Raw genomic sequence first — 20,334 nt, forward strand, 5'->3', positions numbered from 1 at the left:
CACACGGCTCGGCGGCCCGGCGCACGGCGTCGTTCTTCGACGGCTACGACCGCGGCCTGGAGGCGTGCGACGTTCCCGTGACCCGCCGTCACCGGTGGGAGAGAACGCTCCGCGACGTTCGTCACCATGACGAACGGTGTTGAGCTCACCCAATCGGGTAAGTCGCGTCAAATGCGGGACACGCTCATCGAGACGCTCATGCCACTCGGCATCGCCCTCGGAGCCGCGCTCATCGCGTTGCTGGCGGTGCAGCTGGTGCACTGGATGCTGTTGCGGCTCGGCCGCCGCTCGTTGTTGCTCACCGAGGTCACCAACCGGGCGCACCGGCCGATCCAGTGGGTGGTCGTCCTCTGCACCGTGTACTTCTCGGTGCAGGACACCGCCGACGGGGCGAAATGGCGGCTGGCCTTTCTGCACGTCGACCGGCTGGTCATCATCGGGGCCGTCGCGTGGCTCGTCGCGTCGCTGCTCGTCGTCGCGGAGGACGCGGCGCTCGCGCGGTTCCGCACCGATGTGCCCGACAACCGCACGGCCCGGCGCGTGCACACCCAGATCGTCATGATCCGGCGGGTCACCGTGGCCATCGTCGCGGTGCTGGCCGGCGCGGTCATGCTGATGACGTTCCCGCAGGCCCGCATCCTCGGCACGAGCGTGCTGGCCTCCGCCGGGTTCGCCGGCATCATCGCCGGTCTGGCGGCGCAGAGCGTCCTGCGGAACATGTTCGCCGGTCTCCAGCTGGCGTTCAGTGACGCCGTCCGGCTCGGCGACGTGGTGATCGTCGAGAAGGAGTGGGGCCGCGTGGAGGAGATCACGCTGTCGTACGTCGTCGTGCACGTCTGGGACGACCGGCGGCTGATCCTGCCGACCTCGTACTTCACCGAGAAGCCGTTCGAGAACTGGACGCGCACGGAGGCTGCCCTGCTCGGCTCCGTGATGTTCGACGTCGACTGGTGGCTGCCGGTGTCGGAGATGCGCGAGGAGCTCCGCCGTGCGCTCGAGTCGACGGACCTGTGGGACGGGCGGGTCTCGGTGCTGCAGGTGGTCGAGGCCACCGGCAGCGCGATGCAGCTGCGCGCCCTGGTCAGCGCCATCGACGCCCCGAGACTGTGGGACCTGCGGTGCTTCGTCCGCGAGCACATGGTCTGCTGGCTGCGCGACACGCACCCGGCGGCACTGCCGCGCATGCGGGCCGAGATGACCTCGGCGATGCCGTTGCACTCGACGCTGACCGGCCAGACACAGACCACGGACGGCGACTCCCGCGTCTTCAGCCACAGCATCGACGGGCGGGCGCGCGCGGAGGCGTTCACCGGGCCGGAGCAGTGACCGGTGGGCCAGCAGCAGGGAAATCGCCGGTGGACGGTGTCTCAACTGATGGCGTGTCCCTGGGGCAACCGAACCGTCGCCGCTCGGAGGGGCTAGCCTTCGTGGTGTGACTCGACGCGCCAAAATCGTCTGTACGCTCGGCCCAGCCACTTCGTCGGCCGAGCGGATCCGTGGCCTTGTCGACGCCGGGATGGACGTCGCGCGGCTCAACTTCAGCCACGGCAGCCATGAGGACCACGCCGCGGTGTACAACCTGGTCCGGGAGGCCGCCGTCGCTGCCGGCCGCTCCGTCGGTATCCTCGCCGACCTCCAGGGTCCGAAGATCCGCCTTGGCCGCTTCGCCGACGGCCCGCACGAGTGGCGCACCGGTGACACCGTGGTGATCACCAGTGAGGACATCCTCGGCACCCGGGACCGCGTCTCCTGCACGTACAAGAAACTTCCACAAGAGGTGAAGCCGGGCGACCGGCTGCTCATCGACGACGGCAAGGTGGCCGTCGAGGTGACCGGCGTCACCGGCAACGACATCACCGTCCTGGTCACCGAGGGCGGCCCCGTCTCCAACAACAAGGGCGTCTCGCTGCCCAACGTCGCCGTCAGCGTCCCGGCACTGTCCGAGAAGGACGCCGAGGACCTGCGGTTCGCGCTGCGGCTCGGCGCCGACTGGATCGCCCTGTCGTTCGTGCGCTCGCCCGACGACATCAAGCTCGTCCACGAGATCATGGACGAGGAGGGCATCCGCCGCCCGGTCCTGGCGAAGGTCGAGAAGCCGGAGGCGGTCGCGGCGCTGGAGCCGATCGTCAACGCGTTCGACGGTGTCATGGTGGCCCGCGGCGACCTCGGCGTCGAGATGCCGCTGGAGCATGTGCCGCTGGTCCAGAAGCGCGCGGTGCAGCTGTGCCGCGAGCAGGCCAAGCCGGTGATCGTCGCCACCCAGATGCTCGACTCGATGATCGAGAACGCGCGACCGACCCGCGCCGAGGCCTCCGACGTCGCCAACGCGGTCCTCGACGGCGCCGACGCGGTCATGCTGTCCGGCGAGACCAGCGTCGGGCGGTATCCGATCCTCACCGTCTCCACGATGGCCCGCATCATCGCGACCACCGAGAGCGGCTCGCTGTCGGTGCCGCGCCTCCAGCACGACCCCCGCACGAAGGGCGGCGCCCTCACGTCGGCCGCCTCGAACATCGCCCGGAACATCGGCGCCAAGGCGCTGGTGGCGTTCTCGCAGACCGGTGACACGGTCCGCCGGCTCGCCCGGTTGCACTGCGAACTGCCGCTGCTGGCCTTCACGCCGGAGCCGACGGTCCGCAACCAGCTCACGCTGAGCTGGGGTGTGCAGACCTTCGACGTGCCGTTCGTCGCGCACACCGACGAGATGTTCAAGCAGGTCGACATGGCCCTCGTCGGGCTGCCGTGGCTGAGCCCCGGCGACGACGTGGTGATCGTGGCGGGCTCCCCGCCCGGCACGCCCGGCTCGACCAACACCCTGCGTGTCCACGTCCTGGGAGCACTCTCACAGGACTGATGCCGCGGATGTTCCGTAGATTGTCCTGGTGACTGACCTCGCAAGCGGACAGAAGGCGGTGGACGCCCTCGTCCGCCTCCTGGATCTCGAACCGCTGGGGGACGACCGGTTCCTGGGCATGAGCCCACCGGTCGGCCCCCAGCGGGTCTTCGGCGGCCAGGTGGCCGGACAGGCCCTCGTCGCGGCCGGGCGCACCGTCGACCCGGCGCGGTTTGTCCACTCCCTGCACGGCTACTTCGTGCGCGGTGGCGACCCCTCCGTGCCGATCACGTATGCGGTGGAGAACATCCGGGACGGGCGCTCGTTCTCGGTGCGCCGCTCCGTCGCGTACCAGCACGACAAGGTCATCTTCTTCATGTCCGCGTCGTTCCACGTGTCGGAGGAGGGCCTCGACCACCAGGAGGCCGCCCCGCCGGACGTGCCGCTGCCGGATGAGGTGCCGACGATGGGGGAGCGGCTCGCGAAGTATCCGGAGCGGGCCGGCGTCTGGGGGATGGTCCAGCAGCCGATCGACGTGCGGTATGTCGGCGAGACCGGCTGGGTCCGCCCCGGCGACCGCCCGGCCGAGGATCGGCAACGGGTCTGGATGCGCATCGACGGCAAGCTCCCCGACGACCCGCTGCTGCACGCGTGCGCGCTGACGTTCGCGTCCGACCTGACCCTGCTCGACGCAGTCCTGTCGACGCACGGCGCGGTGTGGGGCCCCGGCGGTTTTGTCGGCGCGAGCCTCGACCACGCCATGTGGTTCCACCGCTCGTTCCGCGCCGACGAGTGGTTCCTCTACGATTCCTCCAGCCCGTCGGCGTTCGACGCCCGCGGCCTCGCCGCCGGCCGGATGTTCACCCGAGACGGCCGGCACATCGCGACAGCCGTGCAGGAGGGTCTGTTGCGGCGCGTGGGAGGATAGGTCATGCGCCTTTCAGCACGGGTGGACTACGCGCTGCGCGCCGTGGCGGAGCTCGCGGCCTCCTCGAGCACCGGCGGCGAGGCCCGCCTCGTGACCGCGGACCGTCTCGCGGCCGCCCAGGAGATCCCGCCGAAGTTCCTGGAGAGCATCCTCCTCCAACTGCGCCGCGGCGGTGTTGTCGTCGCGCAGCGCGGCCCGGAGGGCGGCTACCGCCTGGCCCGCCCGGCCGGCGACATCTCCCTGGCCGAGATCATCCGCGTCATCGACGGCCCCTTGGCCAACGTCCGCGGCCAGCGCCCGGAGGAACTGGGCTACATCGGCGCCGCGGCCGCCCTGCAGGACGTCTGGATCGCCCTGCGCGCCAACGAGCGCCTCATCCTGGAGACCGTCACGATCGAGGACGTGGTCACGGGCGAACTGCCCGACCGGGTCCGTGATCTCGTGGCCGATCCGCGGGCATGGGTCTAGAGATTCTTTGAGGGCTCGGGTCCGTGCAACGCACGACCGTCGCTCCCGCCAGACACCGGTCGGGCCTTGACGGCCCTCCCTGCCATCGCCGTCGTCCCAAGAGCCCGCGGCCTCCGGCCCATCGCCGCCAGTTGGCCGATGGAGCCTGTTGCGTCATTCGCTGGGACAGCGTCGGCGGCCCAACTCCGCGCCGATCTTGGAGTTGTGGCGCCATGAACCTCCGAATTTGTCCGGATTTGTCAACCACCACAACTCCAAGATCGGCGAGGTTGTCGGGGTGACGCGCGAGGGATCCGACTGCGCGACAGGCTTTATGGCCCCAGTTTTCCTGCAATCCGGCCTGTGGTCGATTTGTTGGGATTCCCTATCGGAATGATAGGAGATATGATCGGGCCGTGATTGTTGTTCTCTCCGGGAATCCCCGCCCGCATTCCCGCACCCTGCATCTTGCCGAGGAGGTCGGCGCCGCGCTGGCCGATCGGGTCGGGCAGCCGGTGCCGCACACCATCGACGTCGCCGCGCTCGGGACCCGGCTGCTGCAGTCCGGCGACGGTGTGGTCGCCGACGCGCTCGGGCGGCTGCGGCGGGCCAGCCTGCTCGTCGTCGCCACCCCGACCTACAAGGGCACCTACACGGGCGTGCTCAAGGTGCTGCTCGATCAGCTCCCCGCCGAAGGGCTGAAGGACGTGGCGGCCGTGACGGTGGTGACCGCGGGCGTGCGACCGCAGGCGGAGGCGACCGAGCGCCATCTCGTGGAGCTGCTGGGCGAGCTCGGCGCGGTGCCGGTGACACCGGGGCTCGCGTTCGTCGAGGCCGAGCTGGCCAACGCCGGCGTGGCGGCGGCCGAATACGTGGCGAAGATCGGCGACGCCTTCGCCGCCGACGTCAACCGAGCCTGACCGAGCCTGACCGAGCCTGACCGAGCCTGACCCTGGCCGGCGCCGAACGGACCCGATCGGGTCAGCGGGCGGCCGTCGCCGCGAGGAGCGGGGAGCCCTCGGTCGGCTCGGCGATCTCGCTGAGCACGTTGAGCGAGCGCGCGATGCTCAGCAGCGCGAACGTCTGCGCGACCTGCAGCGTCCGATCCGTCTGCAGGTCGTCGGCCATGTCGAGCTCGTCGCGAATGGCGTGCAGGAAGCCCTCGGCCGCCTGCAGATACGGGTCGTGCGCTTTCGACATGACCTGAGCGTAGGTCGCGTCCGGGCCGCTCAGGTCGCGTTCGCCAGGATCGGGTCGCTCAGCGGGGCTGCCACGCGTGCGGAGGCGTGGTCAGGCGCCGGACGTGCGCCGGCATCCGGCCCCGCACCACGTCGGCGAGGCTGACCTCGTCGAGGACGTTGCGCACCGCCGCCCGGACCGCCACCCAGAGCTGTTGCAGGTGTTCGGCGGTCCCGGAGTACATCGCCTCCTCCGGGCGCACGCCGCGCACCTCCGCGAGCGGGCCGTCGACCGCGCGCAGCACGTCGCCGACCATGATCTCCGAGGGTTGACGGGTCAGGACGTAGCCGCCGTCGACGCCGCGCTGGCCGCGCACGAGGCCCGCCCGGCGAAGATCGCCGAGCACCGCTTCGAGGAATTTTCGCGGCATCTCCTGCTCGTCGGCGAGACCGGCGGCCGAGACCACCGCGGGGTAGGCGGCGGCCAGGCCCAGCGCGGCGCGTACCGCGTAGTCCCCGCGTGCCGAGATGTGCATTGGAAGCCTGCCTTTCCGGCCGGGATTCAGGCTTGGAGTGTCTGGTACCAATGTAGGGTGCCCGCTGAACGGTGATCGTCGGGGTAGCGTTGTCGGATTATGCGACCCGAAGAGCCGCGGCGCGGTGCCGACCACAACGTCATGCGGGAAGTGAACCGCTCGCTGGTTCTGGCGCTGGTCAAGGAGGGCGGTCCGGTGTCGCGGGCGAGCATCGCCCGGTCGACCACCCTGGCCAAGCCGACGGTGTCCGCGATCGTCGACGAGCTGATCGCCGACGGGCTGGTCCGGGAGATCGGCCCCGGCACGACCGCGGTGAGCGGCGGGCGGCCGCCGATCCTGCTGGAGTTCAACGCGCGGTCTCAGCTCGTTGTCGGTGCGCACATCGGTGCCCGGCGCACCACCGTCGCGATCGGCGACGCGGCGGGGGAGGAGATCGCCCGCCGGGAACAGCCCACACCGCGGGACGATCCGGGCGAGGCCCTTCGTCTGGTGGCCGCCGAGGTCCGCGCCGCGATCGCCGACGCGGCCCTGCCGACGGCGAAGCTGGCCGCGGTCGGCGCCGTGCTGCCCGGGATGACCGACTTCCACACCGGCGTCTGCCTGCTGGCGCCGAACCTCGGCTGGCGTGACGTCCCCGTCCGGGACATCCTGGCCGCCGAGCTGGACGCCCCCGTCTACGTCCACAACGCCGGCCAGGCCGCGGCCGTCGCCGAAAACCTGGAGGGCGCCGGCGAGCGCGTCGGTGACCTCGCGCTGCTGTACGCGGGCACGGGCCTGTCGGCCGGCGTCCTCTCCGACGGCAGGGTCTTTCACGGCGTCGGCGGCACCGCGGGGGAGATCGGCCACAACGCCGTGCCCGGCAACGAGGAGCCGTGCAACTGCGGCAAGGTGGGCTGCCTGGAGACGGTCGCGTCGGGACCCGCGATCGTGCGCGCCGCGCGCCGCGCCCTGGACGACGGCGGCGTGTCGAGCCTGTCGGCGCTGGCGTCGTTCGACACGCGGGACGTCGCGGCCGCCGCCCGCGCCGGCGACGCCCTGGCCGTGTCGGTCATCGCCGAGGTCGGCACCCGGCTGGGGCTGGCGGCGTCGTGGCTCATCAACGCGTACAACCCGGCGCTCGTTGTGGTCGGCGGCGGTCTGGCCGCGATCGGTGACCTGCTGCTCGATCCGCTGCGGGCGGCGGTGGCCCGGCACGCGCTGGCCCCGGCCCTGCGCGGTGTCGAGATCCGGCCATCGGTGCTGGGCCCGGACGCCGAGGTCCGCGGCGCCGTCCTGCTGGCGTTGCAGTACTCCGAGACGTACTACCGGGTCGTCTTCCGCGCCTGAGGCCCGCGGAGAGAGCGGGCACTGCCGACCCCGGAGATGCCCCGTCGCCGAGCGCGGCGGGTGGCCGGGCGCTTTTTCGTGTGTCCGCGGCGGTGGGGAAACGGCGAACCGGAGGCGGTCACCAGGGGTTCGGCGGGACACTCGGGGCCGGGGTCGGGCACGGCGAAACACGGTTTGTTCTTATATTGAACTAACCCCGCCGTCGGGCGTAACCTGACCTGCATCCGCCATACACCCCGCGAAGAGGTACTCATGAACGATTACCAGCCAAGCCGCGCCGACAAGTTCTCGTTCGGGCTGTGGACCGTCGGCTGGCAGGCGCAGGACGTCTTCGGCGGCCCGACCCGGGCGCCGCTCGACTCGGTCGAGGCCGTCCAGCGCCTGTCCGACCTGGGCGCCGCCGCGGTTACGTTCCACGACGACGACCTGTTCCCGTTCGGCAGTGACGACGCCACCCGCGACAAGCTCATCAGCCGCTTCAAGGGCGCCCTGACCGAGACCGGCCTGCGCGTCGAGATGGTCACCACGAACCTCTTCAGCCACCCGATCTTCAAGGACGGCGGCCTCACCTCCAACGACCGCGCGGTCCGCCGCTTCGCGCTCAAGAAGGTGCTGCGCAACATCGACCTCGCCGCCGACCTCGGCGCCGAGACCTATGTGCTGTGGGGCGGGCGTGAGGGCGCCGAGTCCGGCGGGGCCAAGGACGTCGCGGCCGCGCTCGACCGATACCGCGAAGGCCTCAACATCCTCTGCTCCTACGTGCGCGACCAGGGGTACGACATCCGCTTCGCCCTCGAGCCGAAGCCCAACGAGCCGCGCGGTGACATCCTGCTGCCCACGATCGGGCACGCCCTCGCCCTCATCGCCACGCTCGACGAGCCCGACCGCGTCGGCCTCAACCCCGAGGTCGGGCACGAGGAGATGGCCGGGCTGAACTTCGCGCACGGCATCGCCCAGGCGCTGTGGCACGGCAAACTGTTCCACCTGGACCTCAACGGCCAGCACGGCCCGCGCTTCGACCAGGACCTGCGCTTCGGGGCGGGCAACCTGCGGGGCGCGTTCTGGACCGTCGACGTGCTCGAGACCGGCGGCTACACCGGCTACCGGCACTTCGACTACAAGCCGCCGCGCACCGAGGACTACGACGGCGTGTGGGAGACCGCCCGCGCCTGCATGCGCAACTACCTGATCCTCAGGGAGCGCGTCCAGTCGTTCCGCGCCGACCCCGAGGTGGCCGCCGCTCTCGAGGCGGCCCGGGTCAACGAGCTCTACGAGCCGACCCTCGCCGAGGGCGAGACGATCGAGTCGCTGCGCGCCGAGGACTTCGACGTCGACAAGCTCGCCGCCCGGGGAGCCGCGTTCGAGTACCTCGACCAGCTCGCGATGGAGCACCTCCTGGGCGTTCGTTCATGACACTTGTCGCCGGGGTGGACACGTCGACCCAGTCGACGAAGGTCATCGTGTGCGACGCGGAGACGGGCGCGGTCCTGCGGGAGGGCCGCGCCCCGCACCCGGACGGCACCGCCGTCGACCCGGCGCACTGGTGGCACGCCTTCCAGGAGGCCACCAACGGCGGCCTGCTCGACGGTGTGGCCGCGATCGGCGTCGGCGGGCAGCAGCACGGCATGGTGCTGCTCGACGAGGCCGGCGCGGTGGTCCGCGACGCGCTGCTGTGGAACGACACCCGCTCCGCCGGCGCGGCCGAGGACCTCATCGGCGAGCTGCCCGGCGGCGCCGCGGCCTGGGCCGAGGCCACCGGCCTCGTGCCGGTCGCCAGTTTCACGGTGACCAAACTGCGCTGGGTCGCGCAGCACGAGCCCGACAACGCCGCCCGCGCGGCGAGCGTGCTCCTGCCGCACGACTGGATCACGCACCTGCTGCGTGCCGACCGCGGGCAGGAGCCGACGACCGACCGCGGCGACGCGTCCGGCACCGGCTACTGGTCGCCGTCGACCGGCACGTACCGGCCCGAGCTGCTCAAGCTCGCGTTCGGCCGGGACCTCGCCGTGCCGCGGGTCGCCGGGCCGGCCGAGGTCGTCGGGGAGACCGTCGCCGGTGCCCTTCTTGCGCCGGGCACCGGCGACAACATGGCCGCCGCGCTCGGCCTCGGTCTGCGGCCCGGTGACGTCGTGGTGTCGCTCGGCACCTCCGGCACCGTCTTCGGGGTCTCGGCCGGGCCGGTCGCCGACACCAGCGGTACCGTCGCGGGCTTTGCCGACGCGACCGGCCGGCACCTGCCGCTGGTCGCGACGCTCAACGCGGCCCGGGTGCTCACCGCCGCCGCCGGGCTGCTCGGGGTCGACCTGTCCGCATTGGACTCGCTGGCCCGGTCGGCGGCGCCGGGGGCGGGCGGGTTGACGCTGCTGCCGTATCTCGACGGCGAGCGCACCCCCAACCTGCCCGACGCCAAGGGGCTGCTCAACGGCCTCACCCGCGGCAACGCCAACCCCGCCAACCTGGCCCGCGCCGCCTACGAGGGCATGCTCTGCGGCCTCGCCGACGGCCTCGACGCGGTCCGCGCGCTGGGGGTGCCGATCGAGCGGATCCTGCTCATCGGCGGCGCGGCGGCGGCGCAGGCGGTGCGGGAGATCGCGCCCGCGCTGTTCGGGCTGCCGGTGAGCGTGCCGGACCCGGGGGAGTACGTCGCGCTCGGCGCCGCCCGCCAGGCCGCGTGGGCGCTGGCCCAGACCCCGGAGCCACCGTCGTGGGCGGTGTCCGCGGTCGAGGTCACGGCCGCGCCCACCAAGGAGATCCGGGAGCTGTACGGCCAGGTGCGCGACCGGGCCCAGGCGCTGCTGCGGTAGGTGAAAGGCCGGGGTGTCCGCGCCCCGGCCTTGACCTCAACCGCACTTGAGGCCCGAGACTGCGGACATGGCCACGTTCAGCACAGCCGAGCTCGAGTACCTCGCCACGCAGCGGCTGGGCCGGCTCGCGACCCTGCCCGGCGACGGTTATCCGCAGAACAACGCCGTCGGGTTCTGGTACAACACCGAGCTCGGCACGATCGACATCGGCGGATGGCAGCTGGGTGCCAGCCGTAAGTTCGCCAATGTGCTCGCCTACCCGAAGGCGACCCTCGTCGTCGACGACATCGCGTCGGTGCGGCCGTGGCGGGTGCGGGGCGTCGAGATCCGGGCCGACGCGGAGGCACTCACCGACGTCGAGCCTTCCCGGCCGGGCCTCAGCCGGGAACTGATCCGCCTGCACCCGCGGCGGATCGTCAGCTGGGGGCTGGAGACACCGGTCCCGTAGTGCGTCAGGCGCTGCCCAGGCGGAGCGCCTCGATCACCTCGTCCTCGGCATATTCGCCCTCGGGCAGCGCGTCGACCCGCGTCATGGCATCGGCGGGCAGGTCGGCGGCGATCGCCTTGCGGCGGATCTCCTCGCGGGACAGCCGCTCCTGGCCGGTGAACGCGGTCTCCAGCACGCTGCGTAGATCTGGTTCGCTCGTCACGGCCGCTCCCGTACCCGCCCTGGTGCGGGTGAAACCGGGTGGGCCGGTGCCAGGCCGTCCGCCCAACGGCCTGGCACCGGACTCCGTGCGCCGGGCCGCTCCCTCGTGCGGCCCGACACCTGGATGACGTCTCCGGTCGCGCCGGTCCATGACCGGCACAGCAACGACTCTGCGGCGGGGTTGTTGCGCGAAAGGGTTCCGGCCGGGGAGTGCGAACGTTGCCGGGGCCGCGGGAGCGTGGCCCTGTCCACCGGCCGGTGGACGCCGTACGGGCAGATCGCGCACGTGCCCCGGACACGCGGAAGGGCCTCCCGTCGCGCGGGAGACCCATCTCACATTCCGTGCTCCGATGTCAGCTCGGTGTCAGTCGGGCCAGTCGCCGGTCAACCGGCGCACCCCCTGGGCGCCGCCCCGGTCGATGGCGGCCTTCACGACCGCGAAGATCGCGCCCTGCAACGCCGCCGCGGCCAGGACCTCGGCCCAGCCGTACTCCCGCGACGTCGCGGCGGGCGCCTCCTCCTCACCGGACAGCCGCTTCCACACCTGCTTGAACACGAAGCCGGCCGCGACACCGCCGGCCACACTGAACGCGATGCTGAACGGCTTGTACAGGAGCTTGTTCACCACTGCCCCTTCCGGTACCCGACGAAGGCGGCGAGCAGGAGCAGCCCCGACGCGGCGATCCACGGCGCCGGCCGTTCCCGCACGGAACGGCGCATCCGCCGCAGCGTGTCCTCCAGCGACTGCCGCGGGTGGGTGCGCAGCTCACGACTGACGTACGCGGCGTTGACCGCCATCTGCTCGACGCCCTCACGCATACGCAGCTTCGCCGTCGCCACCGAGTTGTGCATCGCTTCCTGGGCGCGGGCCTTCACGTCGGCCTTGGCGGCGAGCGCCTCGACCGTCTCACCCAGGTTCGCGCGGGTCCGCGCGATCTCCTGGCGGAGCGCCTCGGGGTCGGTGGGGGTGGCGTGACCGTTGTGACTGTACTTCGACTCCGTCGCCGTCATCGCTGCCCCCGATCCTTGACCGAGTGGGTGATGGTGTTGATGTCGGCCTTGACGCCGGCGACCGCGTCCTGCGGCACCGGCGGCGTGGCCTTCCGCATCTGGGCCCTGCCGAACAGTGCGATCAACCCGGCCACGATCAGGAGCACCACGCCGATGATCAGCGCCGACAGCCAGGCCGGGATGACCGTCGCCAGGCCGATGATGGCGGCCGCGAGCAGGGCGCCGACGCCGTAGAACGCGACGACGCCGGCACCGCCGAACATGCCGACCCCGACCCCGGCCCGCTTGCCCTTCTGGGTGAGCTCGACCTGGGCCAGTTTCAGCTCGTCGCGCACGAGGGTGGAAACCTGTTCGGCGGCCAGCTTCACCAGTTCCGCCGTGGATCGGTGATCCGCCGCACCGGTCACCTGACCGGTCACCGGACCAGTTGCCGGACCCGGGGCTGCGGGGCTCTGCACGCGCGGCGCGGTGGCCGGCCGGTCGTTCACGGTGTACGTCATGGCTTCTCCTCTCGCCCGCACATCCCTGATTCCCCGCGAACGGCCGGGTTAACCCGGCGCTCACGCGTCGGTGCCCACAGTGGAGTCAGCTCGGGAACCGGGGATGGTCGGGGCGGTGCCGATGGTGGAGCCGACCGCTTCTGAGCCTGCCGGTTCTGTGCCCGGCGCCTCCTCGCGGGCGCGGCGAGGCAGCAGGAAGGAGAGAGCCCCGGCGAGGGCGAGCAGGGCGAGTTCCAGCCAGAGGACCTTGGTCAGCGCGCCGTCGAAGCCGGTCTTGGAGAGATCCGTCCAGGAGAAGTACGCGGTGCCGAGCAGCGCCACCCCGAGCGCGCCGCCGAACTGCTGGGCGGCGGTGAGCGTACCGGAGGCCGAGCCGACCTCGTGCTCGTCGACGGCGGCGAGGACGAGGTCGAAGTACGGGGCCATGGACGAGCCCATGCCGACACCGAGGACCAGCAGGGCGGGGACGAGCCGCCACGACGTCACCGGGCCGTCGGTGAGTGTGAGGGTGGCGAGGAGGGCGAGCACGCCCGCGCCGAGCACCGCCGTGCCGCCGACGAGCAGCTGCCGGCCGCCGAACCGGGCGCTCAGCACGTGGGCGGTGACGGCGCCGAGCGCGGTGCCGAACGCCCACGGCGACTGGGTGAGGCCGGCCCGCAGCGGGGAGAACCCGAGGCCCAGCTGCAGGTGGACGCTCAGGATCAGGGTGAGGCCCATGAGCCCGGCGAAGAAGATCAGGCCGACCAGCAGCCCGGCGTTGAACCGTCGCTTGGCCAGCAGGCTGGGCTCGACCAGAGGGCTACGGCCCGACCGGTGGCGGCGCAGCTCGTACCGCTGGAACACCCACAGCGCAGGGAACGAGGCGGCCATGGACGCCCACGCCCACCAGGGCCAGCCGAGCTCGCGGCCCTGGACGAGGGGGAAGAGCAGCAGGATGAGCCCGACGCTGAGCAGCGCGGTGCCGGGCAGGTCGAGCCGCAGGCTGCGGTCCCGCTCGGTGCCGCGCGGCAGGATCAGGGCGGCGCCGGCGACCACGGCCACGCCGACCGGAAGGTTGATCAGGAAGATCATCCGCCAGCCGGTACCGAAGAGGTCGGCATCGACGAGGAAGCCGGCGAGGATCGGGCCGCAGACCGCGGAGAGGCCCATGACGGGGCCGAAGGCGCCGAACGCGGCGCCGAGCTTGTCGGGCGGGAACGCGGCCTTGATGAGACCGAGGCCCTGCGGGATGAGGACGGCGCCGGCGAGGCCCTGCAGGACGCGGAAGGCGACCAGCGTGCCCGGGCCGGGCGCGATCGCGCAGAGCAGGGACATGAGGGTGAAACCGGCGGCACCGGCGAGGAACATCCGGCGGCGGCCGAAGATGTCGCCGAGCCGGCCGCCGGTCACGAGCCCGACGGCGAACGCGAGCGTGTAGCCGGCGGCGAGCCACTGCAGGAACGCGGTGCCGCCGCCGAGCTCGGCCCGGATCGAGGGGCCGGCGATGGCGATGATCGTGGCGTCGAGAAGGTCCATGACCTCGGCCGCGAGGACGACGGCGAGGACGGCCCAGCGCCAGCGGTAGGGGCCGACGGGTTGCGAACACTGTTCGTAAGTCACGAACGACGTTTCTACTTTCGAACACTGTTCGTGTCAAGTACGATTGCGCGGTGCAACCCGCTGGACCCCCCGCCGACATCCCCACGCCCCCGTGGCGGGCCTCGAAGAAGAGGCCCACGGCCCGCCAGCCGCTGAGCGCCGAGGCCGTCCTCGACACCGCACTGCGGATCGTCGACCGCGACGGGCTCGACGGCATCAGCATGCGGCGCGTCGCGCAGGAGCTCGGCACGGGCGCCGCCTCGCTCTACGCGTACTTCGCGAACAAGGACGAACTGCTCGAGCAGCTGCTCGACCGGGTCATCGGCGACATCCCGCTGCCGTCCGCCGAGGCCGCCGACTGGATCGCCGAGGTCAAGGAGAGCTGCTGGGAGAGCCGGGCCGTGTTCGTCGCCCACCGCGACCTGGTGAAGGTCGCCCGCGCCAACCTGCCCGTCGGCCCCAACTCGTTGCGCTACACCGAGGCGATGCTCGCCGTGCTCCGCGGCGCCGGCATCCCCGACCGGGTCGCGGCCTGGGGCATGGACCAGTTGTCCCTGGTCATCGTCGCCGACGCGATCGAGGTGTCGATCCACATCAGCCGCGGCCAGCAGACCGAGGCCGACGCCGCGCCGTGGCTCGCCGAGGTGAGCGGGTACTACGCGAACCTGCCCCAGGACCGGTTCCCTAACCTGGTCGCCATGGCACCGGTGATGATCGAGGGCAGTGGGGACGAGCGGTTCGCGTTCGCGATCGACCTGATGGTCGACGGGCTCGCGCGGTATGTCGGCAGCGACGGGCCGAACAGCGGGCAGGTGGCTGCATGACCGCCATCGTGGGCCTCGTCCACGCCGGCACCGTCTACGTCGGCGGCGACAGCGCCGGAGCCTCCGGCTGGAGCCTCACCGTCCGCGCCGACAGCAAGGTCTTCCACAACAACGGCTACCTGTTCGGGTTCACCACCTCGTTCCGGATGGGGCAGCTCATCCGGTATTCGTTGAAGCCCCCGAAGCCGGTCGGCGACATCGAACGGTTCATGGCCACCCGCTTCATCGACGCCGTCCGCGAGTGCCTGAAGACCGGCGGCTGGGCCCGCCGCGACAGCGAGCGCGAGGAGGGCGGCACGTTCCTCGTCGGCGTCAAGGGGCGGCTGTTCACCGTCCACGACGACTACCAGGTCGCCGAGGCCGCCGACGGGTATGCGGCGGTCGGCGTCGGCGACGAGATCGCCCTCGGCGCCCTCTTCGCCACCGCCCAGTCACGGATGGCGCCGCAGCGGCGGGTCGAGGTCGCGCTGCGCGCCGCGGAGCGGTTCAGCGCCGGCGTTCGCGGGCCGTTCGTCTGCCTCTCCCAGCCGCCGGGAGCCTCCTCCGAGTAACCGGGTTCCCCCAGGTGGCGGCGGCCACAGATGATTTCATCCGGAAACAGTGCACTACGGTGTCCGGCATGACGTTTTCGATCGTGGGGCGCTCCGCCGACGGTGAGTCCTTCGGGGTCGCCGTGGCCAGCAGGTTCCTCGCCGTCGGCGCCGCCGTGCCGGCCGTCGAGGTCGAGGTCGGCGCGGTCGCCACACAGTCGTTCGCGAACCTCGCGTATCGCGTGCAGGGCCTCGCCATGCTCCGCACCGGCACGGCCGCCGCCGACACGGTCGCCGGGCTCACCGCCGCCGACCCCGGGCGGGCCACCCGGCAGCTCGGGGTCGTCGGGCGGACCGGCTCCGGCGCCACGTTCACCGGCGACGAGTGTTTCCCCTGGGCGGGCGGGGTCGCCGGGGACGGCTACGCGATCCAGGGCAACATCCTCACCGGACCGGAGGTCGTCGCCGTCATGGAGGCGGCGTGGCTCACGACCGAGGGGTCGCTGGCCCGCCCCGCCTGCACGCCGCCCTCGCCGCCGGGGACGCGGCCGGCGGGGACAGCCGCGGCCGGCAGAGCGCCGCCCTCATCGTCGTCCGGCGCGGTGCCGGTTACGGCGGGCTGAGCGACGTCGAGGTCGACCTGCGCGTCGACGACGACCCCGACCCCGTCACCCGGCTCGGCGGGCTCATCGGTCTCTGGGAGTTGTACTTCGGCAAGCCCGACCCGGCGACCCTGCTGCCGCTGACGGGGGCGCTCGCCGAGGAGGTCGCCAGGCGGCTGGCGGACCTCGGCCACACCGACCTCGCCGGCTGGGCCGGCGTCGAGAACCTCGAGGAGCGGCTCGTCGACGGGCTCATCGACCCGCTCGTGCTGGAGCATCTGCGGGCGCAGGACGGTCACCCGCAGGTGCCGTCGCCGGGCGCCGCCTGAGCGCCTCCGCGCCGCCGGCCGCCTCGAGCGCCGTCACCACCGCGGCCACCGCCGGGCGGTCCGCCGAGCCGGCCCGGACCGCGGCGGTGATGTGGCGGACCATCGGGTCCCGCAGCGGGCGCGCCGCCACACGGTAGCGGGTGTCGACGGCCAGCTCCGGCAGCAGCGTCACCGAGAGGCCGGCCTCGACGTGGGCGAGCAGTGCGCCGTACGACGTGAAGAGGCCGCCGAGGTCGGGCTCGAAGCCGGCCTTGTGGCAGGTGCGGGTGACGAGCTCGTAGGTCCACGAGCCGGGCAGCTCCGCGGACCAGGTGAGGTCGCGGCACGCCGCCAGGTCCACGGGGTCGCCGGCCGGGTTGTCGCCGGCTTCGTCCTGTGCGGTGGTGGCGCTGACGAAGACGACGCGGTCGTCGATGAGCGGCGTGTGGAGGACGTCCGGGTCGACGGGGGCTGCGCGATCGACGAGGTTGTTGGTCACCGCCACGTCGCAGTCGCCGCGGCGCAGCGCCGGCAGGCTGTCGTACGGGTCCAGCTCCCAGACGTCGACCCGCAGCCGCGCGTGCCGCTCCCGGAGCCGCTGCACGGCCGCGATGACAAACGTGTTGGCCGCGCTCGTGAAGGCGCCCACCCGGACCCGGCCCGCCGGCTCGGCGGGCCGGCCGGCGCGCAGTGCCCCGTCGAGGCCGACGACCTCGGCCCGCGCGGCTTCCATCTGGTCGAGGATCCGGCGGGCGTGCCCGACCAGCGCCGTGCCCGCCGGCGTCAGCCGCAGCCGCCGGCCGGCCCGCTCGAACAGCCGCGCGTCGACCTCCCGCTCCAGCACCGCCAGCTGCTGGGAGACGGTGGACGGGCTGAGTCGGGCGGCCTCCGCGACGGCGCGCACCGTGCCGAGGCTCTCCAGCAGGCTCAGCAGCCGTAGCCGCCACGGGTCCAACATCTCCGCCCTCCGCCGGTGCCGGTCGACCAATGTTCGATGCAACCGTACAGCCTGTGCGGAAATGTGTGCTGTTGCCAAACAGCGGCGCTGCTTAGCGTCGACGCATGAGTGAGTTCAGGAGCGACAGCGAGTTCTGGAGCGACGTCGACCGGCACCTGGTGCGGTACGGGGCCGCGTTCACGCCCGAGGTCATCACCCACGCGGCGGGCAGCTTCGTCCGCACCGAGGACGGGCGGCGGATCCTCGACTTCACCTCCGGGCAGATGAGCGCGATCCTCGGGCACGCGCACCCGGAGATCGTGGCCACGGTCCAGCGGCAGGTCGCCACCCTCGACCACCTGTTCAGCGGCATGCTGTCCCGGCCCGTCGTCGACCTGGCCCGCCGGCTCGCCGCGACGCTGGAGGCGGCGACGTCAGGGCCGACCGGGACGCCGACCGACGGCAGGGCACTGACGAAGTCCCTGCTGCTCACCACCGGGGCCGAGGCGAACGAGGCCGCCGTGCGCATGGCGAAGCTCGTCACCGGCCGGCACGAGGTCGTGTCGTTCGCCCGCTCCTGGCACGGCATGACCCAGGCGGCCGCCGCGGCGACGTACAGCGCCGGCCGCAAGGGCTACGGTCCCGCCGCGCCCGGCAACTTCGCCATCCCGGTGCCCAACCTGTACCGGCCCGACTTCACCACCCCCGACGGTGAGCTCGACTGGCGGCGGCAGCTCGACTTCGGCTTCGAACTGATCGATGCGCAGTCCGTCGGCAGTCTCGCCGCCTGCCTCATCGAGCCGATCCTCAGCTCCGGCGGCGTCATCGAACCGCCGCCCGGCTACCTCGCCGCACTCCAGCGGAAGTGCCGCGAGCGCGGCATGCTCCTCATCCTCGACGAGGCGCAGACCGGGCTCTGCCGGACCGGCACCTGGTACGCCTTCCAGCGCGACGGCGTCGTCCCCGACATCCTCACGCTGTCCAAGACGCTCGGGGCCGGGCTGCCCCTCGCCGCCGTCGTCACCACCGACGAGATCGAGCGGGAGGCGCACGAACGCGGGTTCCTCTTCTACACCACGCACGTCTCCGACCCGCTGCCGGCCGCCGTCGGCAACACCGTCCTCGACATCCTCGAGCGGGACGCGTTCGACCAGCGGGCCCGGAAGCTCGGTGACCACCTGCGGCACGGGCTGCTGGAGTTGCAGGATCGGCACGAGGTCGTCGGCGACGTCCGGGGCAGGGGGCTGCTGCAGGGCATCGAACTCGTCCTCGACCGGTCGACGAAGGAGGGCGCGGACCGGCTCGGCGCCGACGTCACCCGTCGTTGCCTCGCCCTCGGGCTGCACGTGAACGTGGTGCAGCTGCCCGGCATGGGCGGCATCTTCCGGATCGCGCCGCCGCTCACCAGCACCGAGGAGGAGCTCTCCCGCGGGCTGGAGATGCTCGACGAAGCCCTAACCCAAGCCTGTACGTACCGCGTATAGCGCCGCCTGGGTGCGATCCTGGACGCCGAGCTTCGTCAGGATCGCACTCACGTGCGTCTTCACCGTCTTCTCGGCCAGGCCGAGCGCGCGGGCGATCTCGCGGTTCGAGCGGCCGCGGGCCACCTCGGCGAGCACCTCCAGCTCCCGGGCCGTCAGGTGCGTCGCCTCGGGCGGCGGGCCGCTCTCGGCCAGCAGACGGGCCACGTCGGGGTGGAGCAGCACGTGACCGGCGTGCACCGCCCGGATCGCCGCGGCCAGCGCCGGCGGGTCCACGTCCTTGTAGACGTAACCGGCGGCACCGGCCCGTACCGCCGGCAGCACCGCCGCCGGATCGGTGAAGCTCGTGATGACGAGGACCCGCGCGGTGCTGCCCGCCTGCCGCAGGCCGTGCAGGGCCTCGACGCCGTCGCCGCCGGGCATCTTCAGGTCCAGCAGCACCACGTCGGGCTCCGTCGCCGCGACCCCGGCCAGGCAGGAGGCGCTGTCGTGGGCCTCGCCGACCACCGTGATGTCGTCCTGCAGGTCGAGGAACGTGCGCAGCCCTTGCCGGACGACCGGATGATCGTCGACGACGAGGACCCTGATCTTCTCGTGCCGCTCCCGCGCAGCGTCCGCCGTCATGGGCCCGGGACCTCCATCGTGATCGTGGTGCCCTTGCCGGGGCCGGAGGTCACCCGCAGCCGGGCGCCGACGCTGCGGGCGCGTTCCCGCATCGACGCGAGCCCCAGCCGGTGCTGCGCCTTGCCGCCGGCGGTGTTGCCCGCTGTGTTGCCGGGCGTGTCGGTTGCCGCTGTCGTGGCGGGGCCGGGGGAGCCGGGGTCGAAACCGTGGCCGTCGTCGGTGATCGTGAGCACCACGCCGGGGCCGGCGCGGCGCAGCTCGATCGTGACCCGCCGCGGAGCGCCGTGCCGCAGCGCGTTGTGCAGCGCCTCCTGCGCCACGCGGTACGCCGCCTCCTCCCGCTCGGCGGGCAGCCGCGGCACCCCGTCGCCGGTGAACGTCACCCGGGCGTCGTGGACCCGGTCGAGGAGCTCCGCCTGCTTCGCCAGCGCCGTCGCCAGCCCGTCGCCGGCCAGGTCGACGGGGCGCAGGCCGACCACGATCGACTTCAGCTCCGCCGTCGCGTCCGCGGCCAGGCGGCGCACCGTGTCCAGCTCGGCGACGGCCCGCCGCGGGTCGCGCTCCACCAGCGCGGCCGCCGCCTCCACCGTCAGCCGCAGGCTGAACAGCTTCTGCGTCACCGCGTCGTGCAGCTCCCGGGCGATCCGCTGGCGCTCCTCCACGATGGACAGTTCGCGGCTGCGCTCATACAGCCTCGCGTTGACGATGGCGATCGCCGCGTGCCCCGCGAGCAGCTTCAGCAGTTCCTCGTCCTCCGCCCCGAACCGGCCCTGCCGCTTGTTCGCCAGGAACAGTTCGCCGAGGATCTGGTCGCCGTCGACGATCGGCATGCCGAGGAAGTCGACCATCTCCGGATGCGCCGCCGGCCAGCCCTCGAACCGCGGGTGGGTGCGGATGTCGGCCGACCGGACCGGGGCCGGGTCACGCAGCATCGCCCCCAGCAGGCCGTGCTGGCGGGGGATCGGGCCGATGGCGTGCCACTGCGCATCGGTCAGCCCGTCGGCGAGGAACTCGCGGAAGGAGCCGTTGCTGTCAGGGATGCCGAGCGCGGCATATTCGGCGTCGAGCAGCCGCCGCGCCGCCGAGACGATCGTCTGCAGGACCTCGCGCACCGACAGATGGGCGGTGACGGCCAGCACCGCCGCGCTGACCTCCCGCAGTTCGTCGCGATCACACGTGGCCACGCACCTACCGTACCGACGCAGGCTCTTGATCTTTAGAGGCTTAGGACCAAGGTC

22 protein-coding genes and 1 pseudogene are annotated in these 20,334 nt (G+C 72.3%); 13 read left to right on the plus strand and 10 right to left on the minus strand.

Features of this window, described 5'->3' with window-relative positions; translation table 11 throughout:
• Positions 1 to 171 precede the first annotated feature (171 nt).
• From Dfulv_RS09065 to Dfulv_RS09085, 5 genes are all read left to right on the plus strand, one after another.
• On the plus strand, positions 172 to 1,326 hold the full coding sequence (locus tag Dfulv_RS09065) for a mechanosensitive ion channel family protein (protein WP_259862194.1): 1,155 nt from the start codon (positions 172 to 174) through the stop codon (positions 1,324 to 1,326).
• Positions 1,327 to 1,432: 106 nt separating this feature from the next.
• Positions 1,433 to 2,854, plus strand: coding sequence for a pyruvate kinase (gene pyk, locus Dfulv_RS09070; RefSeq protein ID WP_259862195.1), 1,422 nt, complete (start codon positions 1,433 to 1,435; stop codon positions 2,852 to 2,854).
• Positions 2,855 to 2,882: 28 nt separating this feature from the next.
• Positions 2,883 to 3,761 carry an acyl-CoA thioesterase gene (locus tag Dfulv_RS09075; protein ID WP_259862196.1) on the plus strand — a complete coding sequence of 293 codons (879 nt, stop codon included), beginning with the start codon at positions 2,883 to 2,885 and terminating at the stop codon, positions 3,759 to 3,761.
• 3 nt (positions 3,762 to 3,764) lie between these two features.
• Entirely contained in the window at positions 3,765 to 4,229 is a 465-nt protein-coding gene (locus Dfulv_RS09080) for an RrF2 family transcriptional regulator (protein WP_259862197.1), read from the plus strand.
• 395 nt (positions 4,230 to 4,624) lie between these two features.
• Positions 4,625 to 5,128 carry an NADPH-dependent FMN reductase gene (locus tag Dfulv_RS09085; RefSeq protein ID WP_259862198.1) on the plus strand — a complete coding sequence of 168 codons (504 nt, stop codon included), beginning with the start codon at positions 4,625 to 4,627 and terminating at the stop codon, positions 5,126 to 5,128.
• A gap of 61 nt (positions 5,129 to 5,189) precedes the next feature.
• Here Dfulv_RS09085 and Dfulv_RS09090 read toward each other — a convergent pair whose 3' ends face one another.
• Positions 5,190 to 5,408, minus strand: a complete 219-nt coding sequence (locus Dfulv_RS09090; protein ID WP_259862199.1) for a hypothetical protein — start codon at positions 5,406 to 5,408, stop codon at positions 5,190 to 5,192.
• Positions 5,409 to 5,466: 58 nt separating this feature from the next.
• Positions 5,467 to 5,922, minus strand: coding sequence for an RrF2 family transcriptional regulator (locus Dfulv_RS09095; RefSeq protein WP_259862200.1), 456 nt, complete (start codon positions 5,920 to 5,922; stop codon positions 5,467 to 5,469).
• A gap of 99 nt (positions 5,923 to 6,021) precedes the next feature.
• On the opposite strand from Dfulv_RS09095, the gene Dfulv_RS09100 reads away from it, so the two are divergent.
• From Dfulv_RS09100 to Dfulv_RS09115, 4 genes are all read left to right on the plus strand, one after another.
• Entirely contained in the window at positions 6,022 to 7,248 is a 1,227-nt protein-coding gene (locus tag Dfulv_RS09100; protein ID WP_259862201.1) for an ROK family transcriptional regulator, read from the plus strand.
• 252 nt (positions 7,249 to 7,500) lie between these two features.
• Positions 7,501 to 8,661, plus strand: a complete 1,161-nt coding sequence (xylA, locus tag Dfulv_RS09105) for a xylose isomerase (protein WP_259862202.1) — start codon at positions 7,501 to 7,503, stop codon at positions 8,659 to 8,661.
• A complete protein-coding gene (gene xylB, locus Dfulv_RS09110) occupies positions 8,658 to 10,052 on the plus strand; it encodes a xylulokinase (protein ID WP_259862203.1) in 1,395 nt (464 codons plus the stop codon). The genes xylA and xylB overlap by 4 nt, the downstream gene beginning before the upstream one ends.
• 67 nt (positions 10,053 to 10,119) lie before the next feature.
• Positions 10,120 to 10,500, plus strand: coding sequence for a PPOX class F420-dependent oxidoreductase (locus Dfulv_RS09115; RefSeq protein WP_259862204.1), 381 nt, complete (start codon positions 10,120 to 10,122; stop codon positions 10,498 to 10,500).
• 4 nt (positions 10,501 to 10,504) lie between these two features.
• Here the strand turns inward: Dfulv_RS09115 and Dfulv_RS09120 are convergent, their stop codons facing one another.
• From Dfulv_RS09120 to Dfulv_RS09140, 5 genes are all read right to left on the minus strand, one after another.
• Positions 10,505 to 10,702 (minus strand): hypothetical protein, encoded by a 198-nt coding sequence (locus tag Dfulv_RS09120; RefSeq protein WP_259862205.1) that lies wholly within the window; start codon positions 10,700 to 10,702, stop codon positions 10,505 to 10,507.
• A gap of 363 nt (positions 10,703 to 11,065) precedes the next feature.
• On the minus strand, positions 11,066 to 11,326 hold the full coding sequence (locus tag Dfulv_RS09125; protein WP_259862207.1) for a DUF4235 domain-containing protein: 261 nt from the start codon (positions 11,324 to 11,326) through the stop codon (positions 11,066 to 11,068).
• On the minus strand, positions 11,323 to 11,712 hold the full coding sequence (locus Dfulv_RS48540; protein WP_319805780.1) for a DUF3618 domain-containing protein: 390 nt from the start codon (positions 11,710 to 11,712) through the stop codon (positions 11,323 to 11,325). Before Dfulv_RS48540 ends, Dfulv_RS09125 begins: the two co-directional genes overlap by 4 nt.
• Entirely contained in the window at positions 11,709 to 12,212 is a 504-nt protein-coding gene (locus Dfulv_RS09135) for a phage holin family protein (protein WP_259862209.1), read from the minus strand. The genes Dfulv_RS48540 and Dfulv_RS09135 overlap by 4 nt, the downstream gene beginning before the upstream one ends.
• Positions 12,213 to 12,272: 60 nt before the next feature.
• The gene (locus Dfulv_RS09140) at positions 12,273 to 13,811 is read right to left on the minus strand and encodes an MFS transporter (protein ID WP_259862211.1); all 1,539 of its coding nucleotides are present in this window, start codon (positions 13,809 to 13,811) and stop codon (positions 12,273 to 12,275) included.
• 50 nt (positions 13,812 to 13,861) lie between these two features.
• Between Dfulv_RS09140 and Dfulv_RS09145 the strand changes: the two genes are divergently transcribed.
• From Dfulv_RS09145 to Dfulv_RS09155, 3 genes and pseudogenes are all read left to right on the plus strand, one after another.
• Positions 13,862 to 14,614 carry a TetR/AcrR family transcriptional regulator gene (locus Dfulv_RS09145; RefSeq protein ID WP_259862213.1) on the plus strand — a complete coding sequence of 251 codons (753 nt, stop codon included), beginning with the start codon at positions 13,862 to 13,864 and terminating at the stop codon, positions 14,612 to 14,614.
• Positions 14,611 to 15,165, plus strand: coding sequence for a hypothetical protein (locus Dfulv_RS09150; protein ID WP_259862215.1), 555 nt, complete (start codon positions 14,611 to 14,613; stop codon positions 15,163 to 15,165). The genes Dfulv_RS09145 and Dfulv_RS09150 overlap by 4 nt, the downstream gene beginning before the upstream one ends.
• A gap of 68 nt (positions 15,166 to 15,233) precedes the next feature.
• A pseudogene (locus tag Dfulv_RS09155) lies at positions 15,234 to 16,075 on the plus strand (DUF1028 domain-containing protein).
• On the opposite strand, the gene Dfulv_RS09160 reads toward Dfulv_RS09155, so the two are convergent.
• The gene (locus tag Dfulv_RS09160; RefSeq protein ID WP_259862217.1) at positions 15,999 to 17,012 is read right to left on the minus strand and encodes a LysR family transcriptional regulator; all 1,014 of its coding nucleotides are present in this window, start codon (positions 17,010 to 17,012) and stop codon (positions 15,999 to 16,001) included. The pseudogene Dfulv_RS09155 and the gene Dfulv_RS09160 sit on opposite strands and share 77 nt — an antisense overlap.
• A gap of 104 nt (positions 17,013 to 17,116) precedes the next feature.
• On the opposite strand from Dfulv_RS09160, the gene Dfulv_RS09165 reads away from it, so the two are divergent.
• Positions 17,117 to 18,475 (plus strand): aspartate aminotransferase family protein, encoded by a 1,359-nt coding sequence (locus Dfulv_RS09165; protein ID WP_259862218.1) that lies wholly within the window; start codon positions 17,117 to 17,119, stop codon positions 18,473 to 18,475.
• On the opposite strand, the gene Dfulv_RS09170 is transcribed toward Dfulv_RS09165, so the two are convergent.
• Positions 18,446 to 19,096, minus strand: coding sequence for a response regulator (locus Dfulv_RS09170; protein ID WP_259862220.1), 651 nt, complete (start codon positions 19,094 to 19,096; stop codon positions 18,446 to 18,448). The genes Dfulv_RS09165 and Dfulv_RS09170 overlap by 30 nt on opposite strands.
• Positions 19,093 to 20,280, minus strand: a complete 1,188-nt coding sequence (locus Dfulv_RS09175; RefSeq protein WP_259862222.1) for a GAF domain-containing sensor histidine kinase — start codon at positions 20,278 to 20,280, stop codon at positions 19,093 to 19,095. The genes Dfulv_RS09170 and Dfulv_RS09175 overlap by 4 nt, the downstream gene beginning before the upstream one ends.
• Positions 20,281 to 20,334: the final 54 nt, after the last annotated feature.

The sequence above is a fragment of the Dactylosporangium fulvum genome (genome assembly GCF_025137375.1).
In the GTDB taxonomy this organism is placed as follows: Bacteria; Actinomycetota; Actinomycetes; order Mycobacteriales; family Micromonosporaceae; genus Dactylosporangium; species Dactylosporangium fulvum.